Origin of the sequence: Pantoea sp. QMID4, assembly GCF_030270445.1 — a bacterium.
GTDB lineage: Bacteria > Pseudomonadota > Gammaproteobacteria > Enterobacterales > Enterobacteriaceae > Pantoea > Pantoea vagans.
In genome coordinates, this window is sequence record NZ_BSXL01000001.1 from 375,820 (window position 1) to 402,457 (window position 26,638).

Below are 26,638 nucleotides of genomic sequence, written 5' to 3' on the forward strand. Positions count from 1 at the left end.
AGCAGTCCGCTCAATTACAGTGCCCTGGCGGTCAGCGCGTGGAAAGTTCGCCACCCGCTGCTCTGCGCCCCTATGAACCGCTTGCCAGAGATGGCGTCATTGCCGCCTGGGAGGCGCAAAAGCCGGTGCATCTGCGTGGCCGGGCTGAAGGCGAAGCGGGCTCAACGGTCACGCTGACGTTTAACGACCAGAGCTGGCACAGCACCGTTAACAAGTGGGGCTACTGGAACGCCTCTATGCCGGCTGATGCCCTGAAAGGCGTGCCGGATGGCAATCACAGCCTGGCGCTGACCATAACCGATAAAGCGGGCCACAGCACCACTACCGACGTCGATTTTGGTCTCTATGTTGATCGCACCATCAAACCGACCCTGACAGTCGACACGGTCAGTGGCGACAACGCTGTGAATATTGCTGAGAGCATTTACGGCGTTGAAATCAGCGGCAGCGCAACACACCTGCCGGCGGGGTCATTACTGAAATTAACCCTGGGCACGCAGACCACCACTGCCCACATGGAAAGCGACGGCAAGTGGTATGGCACTTTCCAGGAAAGCGATATGCAGGCGCTGCGGGATGGTGTCTATAGCCTTACAGTGACGGCGACCGATCCGAATGGAAAAATCGCAACCGACTATCACGACCTGACACTGATTACCCACCTGAGCAGCCTGCCAAAAATTACCTTTGATAAGGTCACGTCGGACGACGTCATTAATCTGGCGGAAACCCAGCAGGATCTGTTGCTGAGCGGCGCGCTCTCTACCGTGATGCCGGGTCACCGGCTGGTGATCACCGGTGCTAACCAGAAAGATTATGCTGCCACAATAGACGAGGATGGCCACTGGCAGGTGGTGATCCCGGCGGCAGAGGTAAACGCGTTTATCAACCTCGGCGAGATCCGCGCCTGGTCGATCGACGGGGCCAATAACTACACGGATGCCACGCATGAACTGAATATCCACACCGGCTTTATTCCGATCTACACCGAAATGGATCTGGGCGATGACATGACGCTTAACTATCAGGAGGCGCAGCACGATCTGAGCTTCTACATTGAGGGGTGCAACACGCTGGAGATCAACGGCAAAACCCACCAGCCTGATGCGCAGGGTATGGTGACGCTTACCTCCGGCGAGCTGATGGCGCTGCCGGATGGTCCGGTCGCCGCTACTTTTCATCGCCAGGATCAGTACGGCAACAGCGACACGCAGAACTGGAACTCCCTTTTTACCGTGGCCGTGCATCAGCGGCCAACTCTGACGCTGGACACCGCCTTTGATGACAACAAAATTGATGCTGCCGATGTGAACAGCTGGCATCTGATCCAGGGCAGCTCCAGTCATCTGCAACCGGGCAGCCTGGTAGAATTAACGCTGGGCGATCAGCATTACAGCGCTAGCGTAAAAGCGGATGGTGGCTGGGCGCTGACCATTCTGGCCGGACAGCTGGCACCGCTGGATGATGGTGAATACCAGATGACGGTCAGCGGTAAAGACAGCGCCGGTAATCTGGCCACGGCCAGCCAGACAGTGCAGGTGGTATCGCATACCGAAACGGCCAGCCTGATGGCGGATCAGACGGTGGATCACCTGCTGGAAACCGTCACTCTGACCCGGCAGGGGGAGACCGCGCACGTGGCACACACCTCCACGGCTTCTGCCGTTCCGCATGAGAGCCATCTCTTCTCCGATGTTTATTACACCCTTGCCGATCATCTGCTGCTGCATCCTGCGGCACAGCCGATAGTCTGACGCCAACACATTAGTAAAATCACTACCTTCCGGGCAGGTTTGTTAAGCCTGTCTGGATTGGCATGGATTACTTTTTTGGTTATTTTTCGTCCACTCAGGAGAAGTATTAAGGAATTCATCTGTTTTTAGCAGGAATAAGCGCGGGATATGATCTAATAATGTTAAAGTTCGTTTAGGGTCCAGCTTGCGAAACATAAATAAAATAACGCAGTAATGCTGTCTGGCTCTGAGTCGTAACCCTTTTTGCTCGCTTTGTTCACCAGGAAAAACACCATGATGATAAGAACCCCTGCTGGTATGGATAATGAACAAAGCGCGATTAACTTTTTTGTTGTGCGCCCTGAGTGGCGTGGCAGTGCCCGCGGCCTTTGCCGCACTGTTACCGAAAGCCGAATTTAACTGGCGCGCCGCGCCAACCGAAGAACAGATTGCCAGCTTAACGCTGCGCGACGCCATTCTCCGGGCCTTTGCCCGCAATCCGAAAATCTCGGAAGCGGCGGCACAGATCCACGTCGGTGAGGGGGATCTGGATGCCGCCCGCAGCGCCTGGTATCCGCAGATCTCACTGCAGGGCGCCGCGGGACGCTCTCACCAGACCGACTCCGCTGGCAGTCTGAACAATAATGGCTCCGGCGGCATTACGCTCAGCCAGCTGCTTTACGACTTTGGCCGCACCGGCAGCGCCATCGATGAACAGCATGCCCTGTCAGAGGCTTATCGTTTCGGCCTGTTCGATTCGATGACGACCGTGGCGGAAGATACGCTGCAGGCCTACCTCGAAGTCAAACGCTACCAGGCGCTGTCTGAAACGGCGCACACCAATATCGCCTCGCTGCAGCGGGTGCGGGATATTGCGAAACTGCGCGCCGATGCCGGGCTCAATTCCCAGTCAGATGTTTTGCAGGCGGAAACCCGCATCGCCGCGATGCAGGCCACGCTGGAGCAATATCGCGCCCAGCTTCGTTCCGCCACCGCGCAGCTGACCGTGCTGACCGGTGTCGTGCCCGCCACGCTGCCCGAACTGCCCCAGGCGTTGCTGAAACAGCAGATCACCCTCGACAAAATTGCCTATGAAAGCAGCGCCGCAGTACGCAGCGCGCAGTCTAAACAGGAAGCCGCCCGTGAGCGGGTACGCCAGGCACAGTCCGGTCACTGGCCGACCATCAAAGTGCAGGCAGGCCGGACCCGCTATGAAAACGATCGTTCGTCTTACTGGGATGATGAAGTACAGCTGCAGGTGGAAGCGCCGCTTTATCAGGGCGGCATGGTGAATGCCAAAACTGAGTCAGCGGAGGGCGATCGCGAAGCGGCACAGGCTGCGGTGCAGCAGGCCAAACTTGCCATCAATCAGAACGCCTCGACTGCCTATGCCGACATGATCGGGGCACAGCACCGGCAGGCCGCCGGAGAAGTGCAGCTGGCCAGCGCCGACCATACCCGTAATGTCTACGCCGATGAATATCGTCTGAGTAAGCGCAGCCTGAACGATCTGCTGAGCGTGGAACAGGATGTGTTTCAGGCCGACAGCTCGCGCATTACCGCGCTTTACGATGGCTGGGACGCCACCGTGCGCTATGCCGCCGCGGTAGACAATCTGCTCGATATCATGGGTATCAATCGCCAGCAAAGCAGCGGTGATCTCCTTCCTTCGCTGCAATAGCGATAAGGCATTAATAATGAGTACATCAACCCTGAATACCGATAACTGGATTGCCGCCATGCTGCGGGTGGCCGCGCGATTTGGTAAACCTGCCGATGGCAAAACCCTGCGTCAGCAGATGCGCTGGTTTGAACATCTCCCAGTGTCGCAGCAGCTGGAGCGGCTTTCCGGGCTGCTGGGACTGCATCTGACCATGGTGCCGCAGAACAAACTGCGCTGGCGTCAGGAGATCACCCCGGTAGTGCTGGTGCTGGAAAATGCCAGCGTGGCGGTGCTGGAGAACATCGATGCCGACGGCAGCGCACGCTACTGGCTCAGTGAAGGTGGTGATGTGGTGCGTGAAAGCGCCTTATCGGAACTGCTGGCGCGCGCCCAGGGCGATGTCGGGGTGATTGGCGTGGCGGCGCGTGGCAGGGATGCGCGCATCGACGAATTCGTTCAGCCCTATGAGCCACACTGGTTCTGGAAAAACTTTCGCGGCATGGGTCGCCGTATTACCGAGATCTCGCTGGCCTCGGTGATCAGCAATGTACTGGCGCTGGCCGGTATTCTCTTTTCGATGCAGGTATACGATCGGGTGATTCCGGCGCAGTCGCAATCCACGCTGTGGGTGCTGTTTGTCGGGGTGCTGATCGCCGCAGCCATTGAGTATGTGATCCGGCTGATGCGAACTCAGGTGTCAGACTTAATGGGTAAACGCATCGACCTCAAAGTCTCCGCGATGCTGTTTGCCCGGGCAATGAGCATCCGTAATGAGGCGCGGCCAAAATCGACGGGCTCCTTTATCTCGCAGCTGCGTGAGATCGACCAGGTGCGTGAGTTGCTGACTTCAACCACGGTGGGTGCAGCGGCCGATCTGCCGTTTGTCATCCTGTTCCTGTTCATCATGTCGTTTGTGGGCGGCTGGCTGGTACTGATCCCGCTGGCGGCCATCCCGCTGATCGTTATTCCCGGCCTGCTGGTGCAGATCCCGATGGCACGGCTGGCCAAAGAGGGGCTGCGCGAGGGCGCGCTGCGCAATGCGGTGCTGGTGGAAACCATCGAAGGGATTGAGGATATCAAAGCGCTGCAGGCAGAGCCCTATTTCCAGCGTCAGTGGGAACAGACCCACGAAGTCAGCGCTTCAATCAGCAATCAGCAGCGGTTATGGGGCGCACGCCTTACCGGCTGGGCATCGACCGTGCAGCAGCTTACCTATGCAGGGATGCTGGTGTTTGGTGTCTATCTGGTGCTTGATTCGCAAATCACCACCGGTACGCTGGTCGCCTGCAGCCTGCTTTCCTCACGCACTATTGCCCCGCTGATGCAACTGACCATGGTCTTCTCGCGCTGGCAGCACGCCAAAATGGCGATGAAAGGGCTGGATGAGCTGCTCAAAAAGCCGCTCGATCAGCCTGAAGCCGCGACACTGGCGCACTGTCCGACGCTTACCGGCCAGTACGATCTGCGCAATGTGCATTACAGCTATGACGAAGAGAATGAAAAGAATGTGCTCAACGTGCATCAGTTGCAGATCAAGCCCGGCGAGAAGATTGCCATTCTGGGCAAAGTCGGGGCAGGGAAGTCGACGCTGCTGAAGATCCTGGCCGGTCAGGCGCAGGCCACTCAGGGTAAGGTGATTGTCGATGGCGTCGATATTGAGCGTATCGATCCTGTCGATTTACGCCGCCAGCTCGGCTGGCTGTCGCATGACTCCCGTCTCTTTTTTGGCACGCTGCGGCAGAACCTGATGCTGGGTAATCCACATGCCAGCGAGCAGGAGATGCTGCAGGCGCTGCGTATCAGCGGCGCGCTGTCGCTGGTCCAGCAGGATGCCGCCAGTCTGGATCGCATTATCAATGAAGGCGGACGCGGGCTGTCAGGCGGGCAGCGTCAGATGGTGATGCTGAGCCGGATGATCCTGCGGCAGCCGCAGGTCGTCCTGCTGGATGAGCCGACTGCGGCCATGGATGAACAGCTGGAGGAGCATGTGATCCGTCAGCTACAGGGCTGGATCAGTGGCCGTACGCTGGTGCTGGTGACGCACCGTCCGGCGCTGCTGAAGATGGTTGATCGTATTGTGGTGATGGATAACGGTCGGATTGTGGCCGATGGTCCGCGTGAAGAGATCCTGCGCCGTGCGACGACGCCAGCGACGCCAGGGAAAGGAGATGCTGCATGAGTCTGGTTATTGTTGATAAAGATCTTGCCCGTCATGAGCGCCGGACATCGGCAATTATCTGGCTCTGCACCGCCGCGCTGGCGATTTTTCTCATCTGGGCGCACTTCGCCATTCTGGATGAGGTGACCGTCGGCACCGGTAAAGTAACACCCTCCAGCCGCGCGCAGGTGATTGACAGCCTGGATGGCGGCATCGTTAAACAGCTGAATGTGCATGAGGGCGATATTGTTGAGAAAGGGCAGGTGCTGGCGACGCTCGATCCGACGCGCTTCCAGTCCAACTTCGGCGAAGCGCAGGCCAAAGTGCGCACGCTGCGTGCCTCATCCGAAAGGCTTGAGGCGGAGTTGTCGGGCACGCCGCTGACGTTCAGCGCCGAAACCCTGAAGGAGCCGAATCTGGTCACGCGCGAACGGCAGCTCTACGCGTCGCGTCGTCGTAATCTCACCGAAACCATCAGTAACCTGCAGCAGTCGCTGAAACTGGTACAGGATGAATTGCGGCTGACGGAACCGCTGGTGGCTAAGGGCGCGGCAGGGCAGGTCGAGGTGATTCGTCTGCGCCGTCAGGTCAGCGATCTGCGCGGTAAAATTGATGAGGCACGTAACGACTATCTGGTGCGCGCCCATGAAGAGCAGGTGAAAAACAATGCCGAACTGGATGCACAACTGCAGGTTGCTGCGGGTAAAGAGGATCAGCTGACGCGTGCTACGCTCTATTCGCCGGTACGCGGCATCGTCAAAGATATTCAGGTCACCACGGTTGGTGGCGTACTGGAGCCAGGCGGTAAGCTGATGGAAATCGTGCCACTGGAGGATCAGTTGCTGATTGAGACGCGCATCAACCCACGCGATATCGCGTATATCCGCCCTGGTCTGGCCGCCACCGTAAAAGTGACCGCCTATGACTCTTCTATCTATGGCGACCTGCCCGGCGAAGTTGAAACGGTGTCGCCCGATACCCTGCAGGATGAGGTAAAACGCGATCAATATTACTATCGTGTTTACGTCCGTACCCAGAAAGCGGAGCTGACCAACCGTGCCGGACGAAAATTCCCGATTGTACCGGGTATGGTGGCCAACGTGGAGATTAAAACGGGTCAGAAATCGGTCATGGACTATCTGATTAAACCGCTGAATAAAGTCAAAGAATCGCTGCGCGAGCGCTAAAAATCAGCACCATCCCCACTATCCGTCTGCTTAATTACGGTAATTAATTAACATGGCGGATATTTCATCATTCTGGGTGCAAAGCGTGCGCAATTTAACACTCTGTGCGGAAGTGAGGTGAAGTTAATTTAATCCGCTTAAGAAAGTTTACGCAGATATAACGGAACGGCAAATTTCAGACAAAAAAATGCCGGACGATTTGTCCGGCGGGAAATAATAAGTTGTACATCTCATTCGGGGAGAATGAAGGTAATAATGGAATAAATGATGATAGCGGGGTCTATTCTATTACCAGATGCCGCAAAAGTTTTATCATTCAGTGCTTCATAAGGCTCTGGTGCAACCTCTTGATAAAAAAGAATACGAATTAAGATTAACGATTCGTGCGCCGATTTTTATCGATCCGTGCTGGTTATTAGTTCCCCGATATTTACATTAAGAAATAACTGTTTCGATCTGTGAAACAGTTTTGGAAATTTAGTAGCATTTTCCTGGTGGATTATTGCCCGTTATAAAATAACAATGGCCTGCCGGCTGAATTTTTAATCATTCAGTTCGCAGTGGCAAATAATAAAGGCACATAACAGAGGGTAATAAAATGAAACGTCGCGTTCTCTCCCTGGTGATCCCTGCATTGCTGATTGCAGCAGGATCAGCTAACGCAGCTGAAATCTATAACAAAGACGGCAACAAATTAGACCTCTTCGGTAAAGTTGACGGTCTGCACTACTTCTCTGATAACGACAGCTCTGACGGCGACCAATCCTACGTTCGCTTCGGCTTCAAAGGCGAAACCGAAATCAGCGATCAGTTGACCGGTTACGGCCAGTGGGAATATCAGGCCGCACTGAACAATGCCGAGTCTCAGGGCACTGCTGACAGCTTCACCCGTGTCGGCTTTGCCGGCGTGAAATTTGGGGATGCGGGCTCGTTCGACTACGGTCGTAACTACGGCGTAGCCTACGACATCGGCGCATGGACCGACGTGTTGCCCGAGTTTGGTGGCGATACCTATGGCGCGGATAACTTCATGTATCAGCGCGGTAACGGCATGGCGACCTACCGCAACAATAACTTCTTTGGTCTGGTGGATGGCTGGAACTTTGCAGTCCAGTATCAGGGCAAGAATGGCAACAGCAGCGAATCACCTAATGGTCGCGACGTACTGGGCCAGAACGGCGACGGCTGGGGTCTGAGCACCACCTATGATCTGGGTCAGGGCTTCGGCATTGGTGCAGCTGCTTTCCAGTCCGACCGTACTAACGATCAGAACAGCGCAACGTCTGGTATTCTTGGCCGCGGCGATAAAGCGGAAGTGTATACAGGCGGTCTGAAATATGACGCGAACAACGTCTATCTGGCAGCGATGTACTCGCGTGCTTACAATGCGACCCGCTTTGGTGACAGCAGTGACGCCTCTTCAGCTTATGGTTATGCGGATAAAGCGGATAACTGGGAACTGGTGGCTCAGTATCAGTTTGACTTCGGCCTGCGTCCATCCCTGGCCTATGTCACCTCACGCGGCACCGATGTTCAGAACTGGGGCAAACAGAATCTGAAAAAATATATCGATGTTGGCGCGACGTACTATTTCAACAAAAATATGTCTACCTATGTTGATTACCAGATCAACCTGCTGGACGACAACGCGTTCACCAACGCAGCCGGTATCAATACCGACGACGTGGTGGCACTGGGTCTGGTTTACCAGTTCTAAACGTTCTGAGTTGTCAGGGAGCGCAGTTACCGCTACGCTCCTGCATGACCTTCCGGGCTGAGCGCTTCAGCCTTTCGCCACGTTGTCGATTCCGGAGCTGCCGTTACCGACGATACAACACTGCCGAATCGCGCACCTTCAAATGCGACACCTGCCAGCGTAAAGGCTGAAAAGCTTAGCCAGTGATGCCATGCTGATGGCCACTTCTGTGAATTTTTCATTCTGCACCTCTCAGAGATAAACACTGTTTCAACAGTGCAGAATTCATGCCAGCTTTACCGCTCTCACAGCCACAGACGGCGCGCCCGTTTTGGTACACTTGCCGCGCGCGTCAGAGAGGCATTGCCCCAATAAGGTGCAGCCAGTCCTGTTAATGGCGCGGCCGGGAAGGCGTCATATGACGATGACGGCGCTGTTCGACCACTTTGTAACTTCCGTAAACAAACAGACCCAGGGCAATAACGAGAATCGCATAAATCATCTGTAGCTCCTTACTTTGAATTAATGTTTATCGCCTGTCGTGAGGCGGGGTCAGGATAGATGACCGGTAAATGTTCTCGTGGTTCAGAAAAATATTCAACGCTATTTAAGCTAATTTACCCGAGGTTTATGCTTTGTAGCAGAGATGAATAAAGTGTTACAAGTGAGGGAAGATGAATTCTCAGATTAATCTGCTGTCTTTGGCGATGTTAGTGCTGATGTTAGCAGCGTGTGATAAGCCAGCGGCAACAACCGCACTGGTATTGGAAGGAAAAACGATGGGAACCGTCTGGCGTGTGAGCCTGGCGGGAGTGGAGAGCGAACGTAAAGCGGAGCTGCAGCAGCGCATTCAGCAGCGGCTGGACGCGGACGATGCTGAACTCTCAACCTGGAAAGCCGATTCTGTGTTATCGCGCTTCAACCAGAGCCGGGATCTGTCACCGCAGCCGGTGAGTGAAAACATGGCGGATATTGTCACCACCTCTTTGCGAATTGGCCGTAAAACCGGTGGGGAGATGGATATTACCGTCGGGCCACTGGTTAACCTGTGGGGCTTTGGCCCAACAAAGCAGCCAGGTCATACGCCGGATGCGGCACAGATCGCTGCCGCCCGGGCGCAGACCGGGTTGCAGCATCTGCGGGTGGTGCAGGGCGCAGACGGGCAGTGGCTGCAGAAAGATCTGCCTGACCTTTATGTGGATCTCTCAACGGTGGGCGAGGGCTTCGCTACCGATCATCTGGCGCGGCTGATGGAACAGCTTGGCATCAACAACTATCTGGTGTCAGTCGGGGGCGCGGTGCTGAGTCGTGGTCTGAATGCGCAGCAGCAGCCATGGCGGGTAGCGATTCAGAAACCGACCGATCGCGAAAATGCGGTTCAGGCGCGCGTTGATCTGCAGGGACACGGTATCAGCACCTCTGGCAGCTATCGCAACTATTATGAACTGGACGGCAAGCGCATTTCACATGTGATCGATCCCGTTACCGGACGGCCCATTGCGCATAAACTGGTTTCCGCCACGGTGATCGCCACCACGGCACTGGAAGCCGACGGCTGGGATACCGGATTGATGGTACTCGGCACTGAAAAAGCCAAAGCGCTGGCGATAAAAGAGCATCTGGCGGTCTATCTGATCAGTAAGCAGGGCGATAAATTTGTCAGCTGGATGTCGCCGCAGTTTACTGCCTTCCTGATTCCCGACAAATCCGGAGAACCCTGATGTTAGATCTTTTTAGTGAAGAGCAACCCTGGCAGGAGCCGCTGGCTGAAGGTGCTGTGATCCTGCGGCGTCGCGCGCGTGAAGATGCCGAAGCGCTTTATCAGCAGATCATGACGATTGCGGAACAAAACCCATTTGCCCATCGCATTACGCCCGGCGGTCATCGCATGTCGGTGGCGATGACCAACTGCGGCGATTTTGGCTGGTCGGTGGATTCACGTGGCTACAATTATCAGCAGCAGGACAACCTGAACGGACGTCAATGGCCACCAATGCCGCCGCTGTTTCGTACTCTGGCACAGCAGGCGGCATCAGAGGCAGGATTCCCTGACTTTAATCCGGATGCCTGCCTGCTTAATCGCTATGAACCGGGCGCGAAGCTGACGCTGCATCAGGATAAAGATGAGAAAGATCTGCGCCAGCCTATCGTTTCGGTGTCGCTGGGCTTGCCTGCGGTTTTCCAGTTTGGCGGCTTCGAGCGCGGCGACACAACTCAGCGTGTGCTGCTGGAACATGGCGATATTGTGGTGTGGGGCGGGCCGTCGCGCCTGCGTTATCACGGCATCCTGCCGCTGAAGCCAGGCGTTCATCCGCTTGCCGGTCCCTGGCGTTATAACCTGACGTTTCGCCGCGCCTTTTGACCCGCCACGCCGGTCATGGCGTGGTGAGAATAACTATTGCTATCATTTGGCATCCCATTACACTGCAGGCTGTTTTTAGCTGATGGATTGCCTGCATGACGTTGTTAAACGTTGTTTTTCGCCAGTTCCGCTGGCCTTTTATCGGGGTGATTGCGCTGACGTTGTTAAGCGCCGTGCTGGGTATTGGCATGATCGCCTTCATCAATCGCGAAATGATTGTCGCCATTAACACCTCCTTTGCGGTATTGCCGCAGTTTCTGTTGCAGCTGGTGGTGCTGATGGCGGTGACGCTGGCCTCGCAGCTGGCGCTGACGATGCTCGGCCATCAGTTTGTCTGGCGACTGCGCGGCGAGTTTATTAAACGTATCCTTGATTCCCGGGTTGAACGTATCGAGCAACTCGGCAGTGCGCAGCTGCTGGCGGGACTGACCAGCGATGTACGGGCGATTACGCTGGCCTTTGTACGCCTGCCAGAGCTGTTTCAGGGTGTCATCATTACGCTTGGCTCGGCAATTTATCTCGCCTGGCTGTCGCCAAAAATGCTACTGGTGACCAGTCTCTGGCTGGGTGTCACGCTGGTGGGTGGCTGGATGCTGGTTTCACGCGTCTATCAGCACATGGCAAAGCTGCGGGAAATCGAAGATAACCTCTATCGCGATTACCAGACGGTGATTGAAGGACGCAAAGAGCTGCAGCTTAACCGCTCCCGTGCACAGCAGGTCTATGACACCGTGTATCAGGAAGATGCCCGCGCCTGGCGTCACCATATTGTACGCGCGGATACCTTCCATCTCAGTGCGGTTAACTGGTCAAATATCATGACGTTAGGCGCCATCGGCATGGTCTTTTTTATGGCGAACAGCCTGGGCTGGGCTAATACCGCCGTCGCCGCCACCTTTTCCCTGACGCTGCTGTTCTTACGCACGCCGCTGCTCTCGGCGGTGGGTGCATTACCGACGTTGCTCAGTGCCCAGGTCGCTTTCCGTAAGCTCAACGCTTTTGACCTTGCACCTTATCAGTCCGGGTTTCACGCGCCATCTGCCGTCTCTGACTGGCAGACACTGGAGTTGCGCGACGTCTCTTTTCACTATGGTGATAATGGCTTCCAGGTGGGGCCAATTAACCTGACGCTGCGCCGGGGGGAGCTGGTGTTCCTGATTGGCGGCAACGGCAGCGGGAAATCAACGCTGGCGATGCTGCTGACCGGACTTTATCAGCCGCAGTCCGGCACGCTGCTGCTGGATGGTAAAGCGATCGCGGCTGACGAGCTGGATGTGTGGCGCAGCCAGTTTTCGGCGGTCTTTACCGACCTGCATCTGTTTGACCGGTTAATCGGACGGGACGGGATTGCGGCCAATCCGGCGCTGGTTCAGCAGTGGCTGGAGCGCCTGAAGATGCAGGACAAGCTGAAGATTGAAGGCAGCAAAGTGCTGAACCTGCGGCTATCTAAAGGGCAGAGTAAGCGACTGGCGCTGCTGCTGGCGGTGGCGGAAGAGCGCGATGTGCTGTTACTGGATGAGTGGGCGGCCGATCAGGATCCTCATTTTCGCCGCATCTTTTATCGCGAGCTGCTGCCGTGGTTGCAGCAGGCGGGTAAAACGGTGTTTGCCATCAGCCATGACGATCATTACTTCATTCATGCCGATCGGCTGCTGGAGATGCGCGAAGGCCAGTTAACGGAGCTGACCGGTAATGAGCGCGATCTCGCCACGCTCGACTCGGTAACGCGCACCGACACCGGGCTTTGACGGCAGCTGGCAAAACTTAGCAGAAAAGCGCACTGGCGTGCTGCGCGTCAGACAGGCTACTTTAGCAATCAGCAGAAACGTCGGTTTCTGCCATCCTGAAACGTCTTTTTTCGTCTGTGTTTACCCCGGCTAAATACCCTTGTTTAGCCGGTTTTTTAAAGCCGATGCGTGACCAGGGTGACGACCTGATTCTCCTGCAATAAAAAAGTCGCCTGTAATAATGCGCCTGCCGGAAAACGCTTGCTGAAGTGCTGAGTCAGGCTCAGCGTGGCACGTTGCTGCGCGAAATCTACGGACACCAGTGCCGCATCCAGAAAGTCCATCGGCTGATGCACTTGTGGCCATAGCGCTTTATATACGCTCTCTTTGAGAGAGAAGAGCAGGGTAGCGGCCGCACTGAAGGAGACGGGCAGCGTCCGCAACAGAATCTGTTCCTGCTCGTTCATCAGCAGCGTTGCCGTTTCCTGTGCCGTGGTCTCCGACATCAACTGCTCGACATCGACGCCAACGGCGCAGGGCTGACGGGTAGCCGCCACTACGACGACACCACTACTGTGTGACAGTGACGCCTGAATGCCTGAGGGCCAGAGGGGAGATCGGTCCGGAGCGTTACTCAAAATGAAATCATCAATGCCCAGTTCTGCCATTACTGACCGGGTAAGTAACCGGCTGGCGAGATATTCTGCACGTCTCTTATTAACCGCCAGCTGCAGTCGGGCGGGCAGCGGAATCCCCCATTCGACAGCCAGCGCGTCATGATATTTTTGTGGGTCAAAGTGACTCACCGCCAGCAAAGGATCGCTGTGGTTAAGATGACAGGAAAGGATAAAGCCGCCTGCAACAGGCGGCAGCGGCAGGTCGGGATAGCGCATGCGAAACCATCATCAGAACTCAAAAAGGCATTTAATCAGGCGCGATGGTTCAGGGCAAGCAGCCCACCGCAATCAGTCATTGGGAGGAATGGCAAAACTTTTGAGAGAAACAACGAAATGGTGGTGACCCCTGCTGATGCGTGCACCGCGGTCGCACCAGTGGCTCGCCAGACGAAAGAAATCGTCGCTGCCAATGTCATACGCCAGTTCCACTTTGCTAATGCCTGAATGCAGTAATGCTTCTGCATCTTTCAGGCTTTTCGCTTTGATCGCCATAAAAATTATCCGTCAATTTCTGGGGGAGTTCAGGATAATTATTTTCTGTGACATTTTTGTTTCGGTTTGATGAAAAAGCGCAGCGGGTGGCTACTTTTGTGAAGCGGGTCAGGCTTTTATACAAGTACTAACCTGATGATTTCATGAAGAATGGTAACCCCGTTCGGGATTAATCTGAATGTTAAGCCATGGGAAGTAGTGGCAGAGAAAGGCCGCGTTAACCGCGGCCCTGTGGGTTACTTTTCGTCTGGCGGAGAAGGTTGCTTATCGCCGGACTCAGGTGCTTCGGTTGGATCGTCTTTTTCGATGACTGTCATGAACTCTCCTCTTGTTACCCACTCGCTATTGAGTATAGAGCGTATTACGAGGGCGCGCGTAAAGTTAACCTTCGACGGAAGTAAGCCGGTGGCGTTCTTACTGACTGATGGTCTGCTGCAGGGCTGCAATGGATGAGGTTATCCCCGCGTCGACTGACATGGTTAAGTCTTCCATTTCCAGTGAGACCCAGTCGTTGTAGCCCATCATGCGGACAACCGAGAAAAACGCCTTCCACCATTTAAGATCCTGACCACAGCCTACGGCGACATAGTTCCATGCCCGATTAGCGACATCTTCAACCGGTTTGGTTTCCAGCAGGCCATTGATCTCAACCAGCCCGCGCTCAAGACGGACGTCTTTACCATGACAGTGGTGAATCGCAGGGCCAAGTGCGCGGGCGGCGGCAATCGGATCGGCCCCCATCCAGATAAGGTGGCTGGGATCGAGGTTTAGACCGACCATCGGACCAACCGCCTCCCGTAGCCGGAACAGCGTTTCCGGGTTCCAGACCAGCATGGAACTGAAATTCTCCAGCGCGAATTTTTCAACGCCACAGGTTTTTGCCCGTTCCACCAGTCCCTGCCAGTAAGGGATGGCGACCTCGTTCCACTGATAGTCCAGGCAGTTTTTCAGCGTGGGTGGCCAGCTGACGGTGTAGGTGATCCAGTTTGGAATGGTGTCTTCCGGGCTTGCCGGTGGCAGGCCACTCATCATCACGATCTTCTTCACGCCCAGTTCACCCGCCAGCTGCAGGGCATTTTCACTATCGTGCTTGTGGCGCTGACCCAGTTCACCCGGGTCGAGCGGATTGCCCGATACGTTCAGTGCCGCAATCGACATACCGCGGCTTTCGATAGCCTGAAGAAACTGCTGACGTTTTGAGGCGCTTTCAAGCAGGGCGGTCGTTGGCACATGCGGCGCAGAGGACCAGCCGCCCGTCGTCATTTCAACGCCAGTCACGCCCAGCTCCAGCAATCTATCCAGCATCTGCTCAAAGGGGAGGTGGCCCAGGCTGTCTGTACAGAAAGAGAGTTTCATAGTCTGTCCTTATTGGTAATCAACCCAGCTGGCGCCGTTGTCTGCCGAGCGCACGCAGTTTTCGATCCAGCGCACGCCTTCGGCGCCCGCATTAATATCGGGGTAGACCAGCGTTTCCAGTGTGCGGCGGTCGCCGTTCTGTGTTGCGATGATGGCTCGGGCAAACTTCAGGTAAATGTTGGCCCAGGACTCTGCCAGACCTTCCGTATGCAGTGCGCCCAGACGTTCATCCGCCAGCGCACTTTCATCAAGGTAGGGCATGCCGTGGTGAAGTATCTGGTTCGGCTGACCCTGCACCTCAAACTTCAGTTCACCCGGGTTATAATCGCTCCACTCCAGGCTGGCGCCTGAGCCGATGACGCGGATACTCTGACTGTCCATCGAACCGGCGTTGATGGCGGAAGCCCACATGCGGCCAACAGCGCCGTTTTCGTAGTGCATCAGCACCATCGCGTTGTCTTCCAGCGGCGCTCGTGAAGGAATAAAACTCTGGCGATCGCACAGCAGGCTTTTGATTTTTAAATCCGGCAGAACAAGCTGGGAAATGTAAAACGTGTGTGTTGAGATATCGCCCAGTACAAAAGAAGGCCCTGCAATTTTTGGATCAACGCGCCACTTCTGTGCATCGCTGAACTTATCGGCATTGTCATTCGCACTGAAGCCGTGGGTATATTGCAATTCAACCATTCGAACATCGCCAATCTCACCTTTGGCGATCATCGCGCGCATCTGCATCAGCAATGGATGGCCGGAGAAGCCGTATGTCACGCCAACGATAAGGCCTTTTTCCGCCGCCAGAGCTTTTATTTCCCGGGCCTCTGCGGAGGTGAAAAATAGCGGTTTCTCGCAGATAACGTGGATGCCGGCATTCAGGGCTGCCAGGGTAATCTCAAAATGCGTACCGTTAGGTGTCGCTATTGTGACTACCTCAATGCCATCGTCGCGCTTTGCCTCTTCTGTCAGGAGCTGCTGATAGTTGTCATAGCAGCGTTCCGCTGACAGACCAAGATTGATACCGAACTCACGCCCCCGCGCAGCGTCAATGTCAAATGCACTGGCAACCAGCTGGTAGGCCGTGTTATCGCGCAGGGCGCCTGAACGATGTTTATAGCCAACCTGGCTGAGGCGACCGCCCCCGATCATTGCCCAGCGTAGCGGGCGGGGAATCACTTTCTCACCGTTTAACATAATAACTCCTTTCGATTTTATGCACCCGGGTGCAATTGAGGGTAAATTCAGAGGCTATTTTTGTTGCTGCTGACTGAACTGCGGGTAATTCGTTTGGGTGACGGTCTGATAGGGGATCCAGTGATAGTTTGCGGTTTTCTGCTCATGGATCAGTGCAGCGGCCACGCTCACGGCACCTGTCGCCTGCGCTCTGGCATCCTGGAAAACCGTCACCACCATTTCACCATTTTTGATAAATTGCAGGCCATCTGGCGTTCCATCGATGCCTGCCACCAGGACATCTTTTCTCTTCGCCTGATTCAGAGCCATGATGGCACCAATGGCCATTTCATCATTATTGGCAACAATGGCATTCACCGGCGTGCCGTTGAGAAGCCAGGCTGAGACGACATCCACGGCTTCATTGCGCTGCCATCGGGCGGTCTGCTTCTCAATGACCTTCATGTCGGGATGGTGTGCCACAAATTCTTCTACCGCACGCGTGCGCTCGCGGGCCTCCTCATTCGACAGTGCCCCCATCACAATTGCGATGTTGCCCCGATAGTTCATGATTTTAGCCAGTGCTTCGATCTGCATTTTCCCGCTGAGGGCTGAGTCAGAACCCACATAGGCCATTTGCCCGGTCAGCGGCACTTCAGGTTTGCGATTAACAAAAACCAGGGGGATACCGGCACGCTTTGCGGCGTTTATCACAGGTAATACGCCCTGGGTATCGACCGGATTAAGAATGATGGCGTCCACACCCTGGTTAATAAAATCATCAACCTGCTGTATCTGAAGCTCGACGTCACCCCTGGCGTCTGAGAACTGTCCTTTCATGCCCTGTGCATCCAGTTCATGAACCATCTGCGTGCGCAGTATAGAGACAAAGTTAAGGTCAAAATTGGCCAGCGCTACACCGATCCGGGCCGTTTTTGCCTGTATGCCTGAAGAGAGCATGGCTGTTATCAGTAGCAGCACATTCAGTATCTTTTTCATCATCGGATCCTGTGGAATGGATGTCAGTCAGTCCCTGTTGCGAAGAGCTATAGCTTCCTGCCCGGTGTGACTTCTCTGCACCTGAGTCGCACCGTTTACTATTTTTGCACCCGGGTGCAAAAATGACGTTAAGAGTGCATTCAGGAAATACAGTTGCGCTGAAGATGCTAAGAATGTGTAAGAGGTGTTAAATTTAGTCAATCATGTTTTAGACAATTACTAATGCGGGATCACAAAATATTTGCAACCGGGTGCATTTTTAAAATTTTCCTGACATATTATTTTTCTTATCCATACAGAAGATTCTGTCAGTGTTAAAAGCCATTATAATCAGATGATTAAGTCTGATGACTTCAATGAATACTTAACCAGGCGCTGAATGAGCGATAAACCCTTAAAACGACAAAAAGTAACGGCCAGCGATGTAGCAGCTCGCGCTGGTGTCTCTAAATGGACAGTGTCACGGGCATTTATCCCTGATGCCTCGATTTCTGAGAAAGCCCGTAACAAGGTACTGGCTATTGCCAGTGAGCTTGGCTATCGGCCCAATCTGCTGGCCCGTGGACTATCACAAAAGCACACCCATATTGTTGGTGTGGCCATTGATGAATTGAAAAATCCGCATTCCATGATGATGCTGGATGAAGTGACCCGCCAGCTTCAGCAGCGCGGTTACATGGCATTGCTACTGAATATTACCGGCAATAATTATTATTCCGTGATGTCACTGGCCGATCAGTTGCAGGTGGACGGCATTCTGTTTCTTGGAACCGTACTGACACCTGAATTCGTGGCGATTGCTGCAGAAATGCACGATATCCCCTTGGTGCAGGTCTGCCGTAATACGGAAGGGCAGGAGATTGATGTTGTAGATGTTGACGGGTATCAGGCCGGACGGACAATTGCGCGTCTGTTAATCGCGCAGGGACACAAGCAATTTGGCTATATGGCCGGACCGGGTGCACACCTGCAGCGCAAACAGGGTTTTTGTGATGAACTCCGCGCTGCGGGCATTGAGCTGACGCTTGAACTCAGTACGGAATGCTATGACCGACAGTTGAGCTATCGCTGCATAAACGCCTGGCTGCAGCAGGCCTCTGAGTCTGAACGCATCAATGCGCTGTTTTGCGAAAACGATGAACTGGCACTCGGCGTGATGGCGGCCCTGCGGGACAGGGCAGAGAAGCCGGGCATCGCCGTCGTCGGCTTTGACGATATTGATGAAGCCGCAGCGCCAGGCTGGCAGCTTACAACGTATAGCCAGCGTCTGGATCTTCTGATTGAAGAGGCGCTTAATCGGCTAATCTCTGGTAAAGCAGTGCCGGACGGCCACTGGAGAAAGGGGGAGCTGCGTGTTCGTCACTCACATCTTAAGCCGCTATCCGAAGCAAACCGCTAACCCAGGGGTTCGCCCGGGGCTTTTTATAGCGGGCAGGTCAGACGATTAATGCGAAGCGAAAGCAGCGCCTGTTGTAAAGGTGCGATATAAGAGAGCGTAGCGCTATTGCGCTCAATAACGGACAAAAAGGGTCAGGGCAAGAGCATAGAACCAGAAGCGCTGTAGAGATTCAGAGCAGCCATAAAGTAAAAGGGCTAACCTTTCGATTAACCCTTTGACCTGTCAGAGTAATTTGGTCGGCACGAGAGGATTTGAACCTCCGACCCCGGACACCCCATGACCGTGCGCTACCAGGCTGCGCTACGTGCCGAACACTGGAAGATAAGTCTACTGGTTATCGTCATGAATGCAAGATACCCGCAAACTATTTGCCTGATAATTAATCAGTTAGCGATAAACCGCTTCTCCTCGGTGAGTACCTGCAACAGCAATGCCAGCTCTGGCTTGTGATCTTTCAGCGCGTTGCCCTGCGCATCATAAGCGCGATAGCTGCCATTGTTGTTGAGTACCAGCGTCACCTGAGGTGTGGTAATGACCAGTTTATTCTCTTCGCTGCTGGCGACCCAGTCATGGTGACGACGCGCTGCAAACAGATCTTCACCCTGCGAGTAATTCACCGGATTCGTCCGCACATGTAGCAGGCGCTGCATCAGCGTCGCCATCACATCCTGATGATCAGAAAGGCGATCGACAGTCTGCGCGGGGGTGTCAGGCCAGTGAATTACTAACGGCACCTGCAACGTCTGGCGGTTTCCGGCACTGTCAGGATTGCCGTCCAGCGCCAGACCACGCTGCGCGGTGATCACCACGACGGTGTTCTTCAGCAAATCACGTGCCTGCAGGCTGCTAAGCACCGCGTGAATCTGTTCATCAACAGCCGGAGCCTGACGCAGATAGCTACGCTGACGTGCTTTGGCACTGTCGCCAGTCACATCAGGGCCGTTCAGGGCGACCCATGAGAACCAGGGCGCCTGTGAATCTTTCTGTTTCTCCAGCCAGTTCTGCCATTGCGCCACGGTGCTGGCGTTGGGCTGACTATTGGTGGCTGGCAGTGAATAATCGGTCAGCAACGCCTGGCGGTAGAGCGGCGGATTAAAGCCTTCCGAAGAGAACAGGCCGAACTGATAACCCTGGGTACTCAATGCACCCAGCAGGGCAGACGGCGTTCGGGAGGCCAGAATGCCGTTCATATAGCTGGAAGAGATACCGTAGAACAGGCCGAATAAGCCTTTCTCCGGGGTATCACCCGCGCTGTAGTGCTGGGTGAAACGCACGTTCTCGCTGGCAAACTGATTGAGTTGCGGCAGCGCTTTGGCCAGCGTGGCGTTGTTCAGACCATCGACGGTCAGCACCAATAGATTATTGCGTGTCCCGGCGTCACGGAAAGTAATGTCGCTCAGCGGATACTCTACGGCCAGCGCTTCCGGGTCGCCTTGCTGAACCAGCCGACGCTGATACTCCTGCGCATCCAGCAAGCCGTGACGCTCCAGGAAGCGGCGGGCGGTCATTGGATAGGAGAGCGGCAGGTTGGCTCGCTGCATGGTAATCGGGCGATAGAAGTTGGCATCGGCCCAGATATACATCAGGTGGCTGGCAAAGAAGGCGCTGATAAACAGAGCAGCAACAGGTTTACCGAATGAACGGCGATTGAGGCTGCGCAGCTTCTGCCAGCTCCAGGTCGCAAACAGCATCTCGACCAGGAAAATCAGCGGCACACTGATAAACATCAGCTGCCAGTCACGCGCCATCTCACTCTGATCGGGGTTAATCACCAGTTCCCACACCACCGGATTCAGGTGCAGGTGGAAACGGCTAAAGACCGCACTATCGACCATCACCAGCGTCAGCCCGGACGTCGCAATCACCGCGGATAACACCCGCATCAGCCGTTGCGACATCACCACAAAGGTCAGCGGGAAAATAATCAGCAGATAGGCGGCAAACACGACAAAACTGAAGTGGCCAACCCAGCTGGTATAGGCGTAGATACGCCCCGCCAGCGAAGAAGGCCAGTCGGCGACCAACAGGTAGCGACTGCCTAAAATCAGCGCGAATAAGATATTAAACAGAGCAAACCAGTGCCCCCAACTGATCATCTGGGAGACTTTTTCGCGGTAGCGCTGCCGGTTGGTTACCATATTATGAAGTCAAATAAGCCAATTAATGAGCGTTGTCGTCGCGCACAGATGCCTGAAGGGCATCGGCGAAAGAGCGTGCCAGTGAACGACGTTGCGCCGGAGCGACATCGCTGTTAATTAAGTTGGTCACCATATTTCCCAGAACCATCAGGGAGAGATCGGTGGGGGCTTTGTCCTTGTGCAGGATTTGGGCCATTTCCGCGAGGAGTTGTTCCACGCGTTCGTCACTGTAGCGTGATGATTGTGCCATATCGTCGTCTAAGCTCATTTCAAAAGGCGATATATTACCGGAATAGCGCACTTTTTACCGCAATTTTATCGAAAGTAACGCGTTCGCTTTCAGCATGGAGTTGAAAGCCGATGCTGGCGGTGTTTGAATACGCGCCTGTGCTAAAAGGAGAGTCTACCATGAGTCTGGATATCGACCAGATTGCCCTGCATCAGTTAATTAAACGCGATGAAAACCAGCTTGAACTGGCGCTGCGCGATTCGCTACTGCCTGCTACCAACACGGTCAACGCGATGGTGGAGGAGTTACACCGGGTTTACAGCGCCAAAAGCAAAGCCTATGGCCTGTTCAACGCTGAGAGTGAACTGGCAGAAGCGCTGCGTAATTGTCGTAAGGGCAACGATGATTTTCTCGCTTTTAGCCGTGCCGCGACCGGTCGTCTGCGCGATGAGCTGGCAAAATACCCGTTTGCGGAAGGCGGCGTGGTGCTGTTTATTCACTATCGCTATCTGGCGGTGGAGTATCTGCTGATTGCGGTGCTGAACAGCCAGTCCAGCATGCGCGTCAATGAGCAGCTGGATATCAGCAGCACGCATTATCTCGATATCAATCATGCGGACATCGTAGCGCGTATCGACTTAACCGAATGGGAAACCAACCCGGAATCGACCCGTTACCTGACCTTCCTGCGCGGCCGCGTTGGTCGTAAGGTCGCTGACTTCTTTATGGACTTCCTCGGAGCCGAAGTGGGATTAGACACTAAGGCGCAGAACCGCGGTCTGTTGCAGGCGGTCGATGACTACTGCAACGAATCGGAACTGGATAAGCAGGAGCGGCAGAACTATCGCCAGCAGGTGTACAGCTACTGCAACGAGCAGTTGCAGGCGGGCGAAGAGATTGCGCTGGAAGATCTGTCGAGTGAACTGCCTCCGCTGGGCGAAAAAACCTTCCAGGCCTTTACCCAGGAGCAGGGCTACGAACTGGAAGAGAGCTTCCCGGCGGATCGCAGCACGCTGCGCCAGCTGACGAAGTTTGCGGGAAGCGGCGGGGGACTGACCCTGAACTTTGATGCGATGTTGCTGGGTGAACGCATTTTCTGGGATCCGGCCACAGACACCCTGACGATTAAGGGCACACCACCTAATCTGCGCGATCAGCTCCAGCGTCGGACCAGCAGCAAATAAAAAAGCCGGGCTTAGCCCGACTTTCATTTCCTGTCCAGGGCAATAATCTTCGCCTGGCAGTGACAAAGTAAGAGGGCCGGTTTTTCAACCGGCCCTCTTACTTTTCAACGTCATTCGCGATTAAGCGCGAACGAAGTCGATGTGGAACAGTTTTGGCTTGAACGGGTGACGCTGAACAGCCTGAACCTTCACTTTAGTTTCTTTGCCGTCAACTGACAGGGTCAGCACTTCGTCGTAGAAACCTGGCTTAGCTTGCAGGTTCATTACGGAGTCGTGATCCAGGTCGATGGCAACAGCCGCTTCAGAACCACCGTAGATGATGGCCGGGAAACGGTTTGCTGTACGCAGGCGGCGGCTCGCACCCTTACCCTGCTCTTTACGTTCTACTGCATTGATAGTGAACATTACTGTATCTCTTTATTTAATCCTGCTACAGGCGACCCAGTAACAGGCAGGTTATTCAATCCCGCTGATGCACATGCAAAAGCGGGCGGCAGTATAGCCGTTATGCCGGGTGGTAGCAAACGAAATACCCGCCAGCCGGGTTCCGGAGCGCCTGCGTAGTCCATTAACGCAGCTCATTGGCGCGGCGATAACGACCCTGATAATCGAACATTTTCTCGCGGATTTGCCAGAACTGGCCTTTGGCGCGCGCCACGACAAAGTCGGGATGTCGCAGCAATGGCTGCAACGCCAGCACGTCAGCGGCGGTCTGCCAGCCTAGCGGTACACCGGGCGCGCGCTGATGCGGGCGCATAAAGAGCTGTTCAAACGCCTTACGCTGGGCGGGAGTCTGCAGGCGAAACCGTTCGCTGACGCTGGTGCCTTCCTCATCATGATATGTTGCCTTCAGCCATTCACCTTTGGCGTCGCGGCCCTGTTCCAGCGTCATGCCGCCACAGCGCAGCACCAGCGCATCCTTCAGTTTCAGCGCGGCTTTAAGCATATCGTCCGGGTCGACCAGAATTTTGTCGCACTGATGACAGCGCCGGGCGGCAATATCATTCTCTGCGCCGCAGTCGGGGCAACTTTTAAAGCGGAAGCGGAAATCACACTGTTCGCGATCACCCTCATCATCTTCCAGCACGCCCTGGCAGCGTCGGCCAAAATGCTCAATCACCATGCCATCGGCGGTCGCCTTGCCCCAGAAGGTATTGGCGAAACCGCAGGCGGGACAGAAAACCTGGACTGGCTGATTGTCGCTGGCCCCTTTAGGTGCGCCGACCTCGGGCGTAAAAAGGTCATGCGGGTTACCGGCATAATCCAGAATCAGACAGTCGGTCTTACCGGGCGAGAGCCGGAGTCCGCGTCCGACGATCTGCTGGTAGAGGCTCACCGACTCGGTCGGGCGCAGGATCGCAATCAGATCCACGTGCGGGGCATCAAACCCGGTGGTCAGCACCGCCACGTTCACCAGGAATTTCAACTGCTGCGCTTTAAAGGCCAGGATCAGGGCATCACGCTCGCGAGCAGGTGTTTCGGCGGAGATCAGCGCGCTGTTTTCAGGCAGAAGCTGCAGAATTTCCCGCGCATGCTCTACCGTTGAGGCGAAAATCATCACCCCCAGCCGATCTTCAGCGAACGCTACAATCTGCCGGATGATATGGGGCGTTACGCGCTGCTGTTGTTTCAGTTCGCGATTCAGATCGGCTTCGCTGAACAGACCGTCAGACTGTGCCGTCAGGCGACTGAAATCATACTGCACCACTGGCATATCCAGCCGCTCCGGCGGCACCAGGAACTGATGCTTGATCATATAGCGCAGCGGCAGTTCATAGATGCAGTCGCGGAACAGCGACTTTTCGTCGCCGCGTACCATACCGTGATAGTGGAACTGATAAATCCAGCCTTTACCCAGCCGGAACGGCGTGGCGGTCAGGCCGAGTAAACGGAGCTGAGGATTGTGCTGGCGCAGATGATTGAAGATCTGCTGATACTGACTCTCTTTGTCATCGCCGATGCGGTGACACTCGTCGACGATCACCAGCGAGAAGGCGCTGTCGAACTGGTGGAGATTGCGCGCAACCGACTGTACGCTGCCAAACACCACTTTGCGCTGGCTCTCTTTGCGCTGCAGGCCGGCGGCAAAAATATCGGCCTCCAGTCCGTAAGCCTGATATTTGCTGTGGTTCTGCGCTACCAGCTCTTTGACGTGTGCCAGCACCAGCACCCGGCCACGCGCCAGCCGTGCCAGCTCGGCAATCACCAGACTTTTTCCGGCACCGGTTGGCAGCACAATAACGGCAGGCTCCTGATGGCGACGGAAATGCGCCACGGTGGCATTCACCGCATCCTGTTGATAGGGGCGTAAGGTAAAAGACATGTTGCTCACTTTTATAAAACTGGTGGTAATTATGCCATGAAAGGGCGGTAAACGCGCTGTCAGGCTGGCGCGGATCACGTTATACTTCCCGCACATTTTCAACGGTTAACCAGGCCGTTTCAGATTCCCTCCGCAGTAACAGGCAAAACGAATTCATGCGACTCGACAAATTCATCTCTCAGCAACTGGAAATCAGCCGCGCTATCGCTCATCGCGAGATCCGTGGTCAGCGTGTCACCGTCAACGGTGAAGTGGTACGCGACACCGCGTTTAAACTGCTGCCCGACCACGAAGTCGCCTATGATGGCAACGTGCTGCAGATGCTCACCGGCCCACGCTACTTTATGCTGAACAAACCGCAGGGCTACGTCTGCTCAACCGACGATCCCGATCATCCGACTATCCTCTATTTCATCGAAGAGCCAGTGTCATTCAAACTGCACGCGGCAGGGCGTCTTGATATTGACACCACCGGGCTGGTGCTGCTGACAGATGATGGCCAGTGGTCACACCGCATTACCTCGCCACGTCATCACTGCGAGAAAACCTATCGCGTCACCCTGGAATCGCCGATCGGTGACGATACGGCCGCGCAGTTTACCGCAGGCGTGCAGCTTCACAATGAGAAGGACCTGACGAAACCGGCACAGCTGGAGGTGATTACCCCCACAGACGTGCGGCTGACTCTGAGTGAAGGCCGCTATCACCAGGTGAAACGGATGTTTGCCGCCGTCGGCAACCGGGTCATTGAGCTGCATCGTGAGCGTATCGGTAACATTTCGCTGGACGACGATCTGGAACCGGGCGAATACCGGGCGCTGACGGAAGACGAGATCGCCAGCATCGGTCTGCCAAAAGAGCTGCAGGCAAAATAACCGGGCGGGCCAGGCGGCCCATACCTGATTCATTTGTGCAGGAGAGGGTGTGCGTAAGGAAAAGAATTCGCCAACAGGACTGGTTGTCATCCTTGGTCTGTTAGCCATGCTGATGCCATTGTCGATCGACATGTATCTGCCTGCGATGCCGCAGATTGCGCGTGAGTTCGGTGTGTCAGCCGGTAGCGTGCAGATGTCGCTCAACCTCTATATTCTCGGCTTCGCGATTGGCCAGCTTATCTATGGGCCACTGGCAGACAGCTATGGGCGTAAGCCGGTGATTGCACTCGGCACCCTGATCTTCGCCTGTGCCGCCGCAGCCTGTGCGCTGTCGCAGAGCATCGACCAGCTGATTCTGATGCGTTTCCTGCACGGGCTGTCGGCTGCCGCAGCCAGTGTAGTGATTAATGCCCTGATGCGTGACAGTTACTCGAAAGAGGACTTCTCGCGCATGATGTCCTTTGTGATGCTGATTACCACCATTGCGCCGCTGCTGGCCCCAATTATCGGCGGCTGGCTGCTGGTGCTCTGGAGCTGGCATGCCATCTTCTGGGCACTTGCGGGCGCGGCGCTGGTAACGACCGTGCTGGTCACCACCCAGATCCGCGAAACCCTTAAGCCGGAGCAGCGACAGCGGTTTCACCTGCGCACCACGCTGGGCAATTTCGTGACCCTGTTTCGCCACAAACGCGCGTTCAGCTATATGCTGGCGAGCGGCTTCTCCTTTGCCGGACTCTTTACCTTTCTCAATGCCGGCCCTTTTGTTTACATCGAGCTGAATCACGTTTCACCGCAAAACTTTGGCTACTACTTTGGCCTCAACGTAGTATTTCTGTTTCTGCTGACGCTGATTAACAGCCGCGCCGTGCGCCGCTTTGGTCCGGTGGCGATGTTCCGGCTGGGCCTGCTGATTCAGTTCTGCATGGGGATCTGGCTGCTGCTGGTCAGCGCCTTCAGCCTCGGTTTCCTGCCGCTGGTGATGGGGATCGCACTGTTTATCGGCTGCGTGTCGATGGTCTCATCGAATGCGATGGCGGTGATTCTGGATGAGTTCCCGCACATGGCGGGCACGGCCTCGTCCCTGGCGGGCACGCTGCGTTTTGGCGTCGGCGCTTTTGTGGGGGCGTTGCTGTCGCTGCTAAGTTTTAACAGCGCCTGGCCGATGGTCGGCACTATCGCGCTCTGCGCAACAATCTCTCTGCTGCTCTTTTTCTACGCTTCACGTTCCCGCACTGCGCCCCGTTAACCGGGCGCAGTGGTTTCCCCGCCGCTG

The 26,638-nt window shown here is 55.3% G+C and carries 22 protein-coding genes and 1 tRNA gene; 12 read left to right on the forward strand and 11 right to left on the reverse strand.

Going from position 1 to position 26,638, the window contains the following annotated elements:
* Nucleotides 1-38: 38 nt before the first annotated feature.
* The 5 genes from QSK07_RS01685 (at nt 39) to ompC (ending at nt 8,458) form a co-directional block, all read left to right on the forward strand.
* The gene (locus tag QSK07_RS01685) at nt 39-1,754 is read left to right on the forward strand and encodes an Ig-like domain-containing protein (protein WP_285720265.1); all 1,716 of its coding nucleotides are present in this window, start codon (nt 39-41) and stop codon (nt 1,752-1,754) included.
* 304 nt (nt 1,755-2,058) lie between these two features.
* Nucleotides 2,059-3,414 carry a TolC family outer membrane protein gene (locus tag QSK07_RS01690; protein WP_285720266.1) on the forward strand — a complete coding sequence of 452 codons (1,356 nt, stop codon included), beginning with the start codon at nt 2,059-2,061 and terminating at the stop codon, nt 3,412-3,414.
* A 16-nt stretch (nt 3,415-3,430) separates the two neighbouring features.
* Nucleotides 3,431-5,575, forward strand: a complete 2,145-nt coding sequence (locus QSK07_RS01695; RefSeq protein WP_285720267.1) for a type I secretion system permease/ATPase — start codon at nt 3,431-3,433, stop codon at nt 5,573-5,575.
* Entirely contained in the window at nt 5,572-6,741 is a 1,170-nt protein-coding gene (locus QSK07_RS01700; protein ID WP_285720268.1) for a beta-barrel domain-containing protein, read from the forward strand. Before QSK07_RS01695 ends, QSK07_RS01700 begins: the two co-directional genes overlap by 4 nt.
* 598 nt (nt 6,742-7,339) lie before the next feature.
* Nucleotides 7,340-8,458, forward strand: a complete 1,119-nt coding sequence (gene ompC, locus QSK07_RS01705; protein ID WP_285720269.1) for a porin OmpC — start codon at nt 7,340-7,342, stop codon at nt 8,456-8,458.
* Nucleotides 8,459-8,828: 370 nt separating this feature from the next.
* On the opposite strand, the gene QSK07_RS01710 is transcribed toward ompC, so the two are convergent.
* On the reverse strand, nt 8,829-8,939 hold the full coding sequence (locus QSK07_RS01710; protein WP_013358547.1) for a hypothetical protein: 111 nt from the start codon (nt 8,937-8,939) through the stop codon (nt 8,829-8,831).
* A gap of 172 nt (nt 8,940-9,111) precedes the next feature.
* Between QSK07_RS01710 and apbE the strand changes: the two genes are divergently transcribed.
* From apbE to QSK07_RS01725, 3 genes are all read left to right on the forward strand, one after another.
* Nucleotides 9,112-10,158 carry an FAD:protein FMN transferase ApbE gene (apbE, locus tag QSK07_RS01715; RefSeq protein WP_285720270.1) on the forward strand — a complete coding sequence of 349 codons (1,047 nt, stop codon included), beginning with the start codon at nt 9,112-9,114 and terminating at the stop codon, nt 10,156-10,158.
* A complete protein-coding gene (gene alkB, locus QSK07_RS01720) occupies nt 10,158-10,799 on the forward strand; it encodes a DNA oxidative demethylase AlkB (RefSeq protein ID WP_098052776.1) in 642 nt (213 codons plus the stop codon). The genes apbE and alkB overlap by 1 nt, the downstream gene beginning before the upstream one ends.
* Nucleotides 10,800-10,894: 95 nt before the next feature.
* Nucleotides 10,895-12,547 carry a multidrug ABC transporter permease/ATP-binding protein gene (locus tag QSK07_RS01725; protein WP_285720271.1) on the forward strand — a complete coding sequence of 551 codons (1,653 nt, stop codon included), beginning with the start codon at nt 10,895-10,897 and terminating at the stop codon, nt 12,545-12,547.
* A 155-nt stretch (nt 12,548-12,702) separates the two neighbouring features.
* Here QSK07_RS01725 and QSK07_RS01730 read toward each other — a convergent pair whose 3' ends face one another.
* From QSK07_RS01730 to QSK07_RS01750, 5 genes are all read right to left on the reverse strand, one after another.
* Nucleotides 12,703-13,419 carry a 4'-phosphopantetheinyl transferase family protein gene (locus QSK07_RS01730; protein ID WP_285720272.1) on the reverse strand — a complete coding sequence of 239 codons (717 nt, stop codon included), beginning with the start codon at nt 13,417-13,419 and terminating at the stop codon, nt 12,703-12,705.
* A gap of 72 nt (nt 13,420-13,491) precedes the next feature.
* Nucleotides 13,492-13,695 carry a hypothetical protein gene (locus QSK07_RS01735; protein WP_003854174.1) on the reverse strand — a complete coding sequence of 68 codons (204 nt, stop codon included), beginning with the start codon at nt 13,693-13,695 and terminating at the stop codon, nt 13,492-13,494.
* A 414-nt stretch (nt 13,696-14,109) separates the two neighbouring features.
* On the reverse strand, nt 14,110-15,051 hold the full coding sequence (locus tag QSK07_RS01740; protein ID WP_275220938.1) for a sugar phosphate isomerase/epimerase family protein: 942 nt from the start codon (nt 15,049-15,051) through the stop codon (nt 14,110-14,112).
* Nucleotides 15,052-15,060: 9 nt separating this feature from the next.
* Nucleotides 15,061-16,239: a Gfo/Idh/MocA family protein gene (locus QSK07_RS01745; RefSeq protein WP_285720273.1), complete on the reverse strand. Its 1,179-nt coding sequence runs from the start codon at nt 16,237-16,239 to the stop codon at nt 15,061-15,063.
* Nucleotides 16,240-16,293: 54 nt separating this feature from the next.
* Complete coding sequence (locus QSK07_RS01750) at nt 16,294-17,217, reverse strand: substrate-binding domain-containing protein (protein ID WP_285720274.1); 924 nt, start codon at nt 17,215-17,217, stop codon at nt 16,294-16,296.
* Between the two features lie 379 nt (nt 17,218-17,596).
* Here QSK07_RS01750 and QSK07_RS01755 point away from each other — a divergent pair, with 379 nt between their 5' ends.
* Complete coding sequence (locus QSK07_RS01755) at nt 17,597-18,616, forward strand: LacI family DNA-binding transcriptional regulator (protein ID WP_285720275.1); 1,020 nt, start codon at nt 17,597-17,599, stop codon at nt 18,614-18,616.
* A gap of 233 nt (nt 18,617-18,849) precedes the next feature.
* On the opposite strand, the gene QSK07_RS01760 is transcribed toward QSK07_RS01755, so the two are convergent.
* The 3 genes from QSK07_RS01760 to QSK07_RS01770 all read right to left on the reverse strand — a co-directional run bounded on the left by QSK07_RS01760 (nt 18,850) and on the right by QSK07_RS01770 (nt 21,004).
* A tRNA-Pro gene (locus tag QSK07_RS01760) sits at nt 18,850-18,926 on the reverse strand.
* A gap of 73 nt (nt 18,927-18,999) precedes the next feature.
* A complete protein-coding gene (gene yejM, locus QSK07_RS01765; protein WP_285720276.1) occupies nt 19,000-20,754 on the reverse strand; it encodes an LPS biosynthesis-modulating metalloenzyme YejM in 1,755 nt (584 codons plus the stop codon).
* 22 nt (nt 20,755-20,776) lie between these two features.
* The gene (locus QSK07_RS01770) at nt 20,777-21,004 is read right to left on the reverse strand and encodes a YejL family protein (RefSeq protein WP_010248348.1); all 228 of its coding nucleotides are present in this window, start codon (nt 21,002-21,004) and stop codon (nt 20,777-20,779) included.
* Nucleotides 21,005-21,162: 158 nt separating this feature from the next.
* Here QSK07_RS01770 and yejK point away from each other — a divergent pair, with 158 nt between their 5' ends.
* Nucleotides 21,163-22,167: a nucleoid-associated protein YejK gene (gene yejK, locus QSK07_RS01775; protein WP_013358541.1), complete on the forward strand. Its 1,005-nt coding sequence runs from the start codon at nt 21,163-21,165 to the stop codon at nt 22,165-22,167.
* A gap of 120 nt (nt 22,168-22,287) precedes the next feature.
* On the opposite strand, the gene rplY is transcribed toward yejK, so the two are convergent.
* Nucleotides 22,288-22,572 (reverse strand): 50S ribosomal protein L25, encoded by a 285-nt coding sequence (gene rplY, locus QSK07_RS01780; protein WP_098052785.1) that lies wholly within the window; start codon nt 22,570-22,572, stop codon nt 22,288-22,290.
* Between the two features lie 163 nt (nt 22,573-22,735).
* The gene (gene radD, locus QSK07_RS01785) at nt 22,736-24,490 is read right to left on the reverse strand and encodes a DNA repair helicase RadD (RefSeq protein WP_285720277.1); all 1,755 of its coding nucleotides are present in this window, start codon (nt 24,488-24,490) and stop codon (nt 22,736-22,738) included.
* Nucleotides 24,491-24,645: 155 nt separating this feature from the next.
* Here radD and rsuA point away from each other — a divergent pair, with 155 nt between their 5' ends.
* Nucleotides 24,646-25,365 (forward strand): 16S rRNA pseudouridine(516) synthase RsuA, encoded by a 720-nt coding sequence (gene rsuA / locus QSK07_RS01790; RefSeq protein ID WP_275220901.1) that lies wholly within the window; start codon nt 24,646-24,648, stop codon nt 25,363-25,365.
* A 49-nt stretch (nt 25,366-25,414) separates the two neighbouring features.
* A complete protein-coding gene (locus QSK07_RS01795) occupies nt 25,415-26,611 on the forward strand; it encodes a Bcr/CflA family multidrug efflux MFS transporter (protein WP_098052787.1) in 1,197 nt (398 codons plus the stop codon).
* Nucleotides 26,612-26,638: the final 27 nt, after the last annotated feature.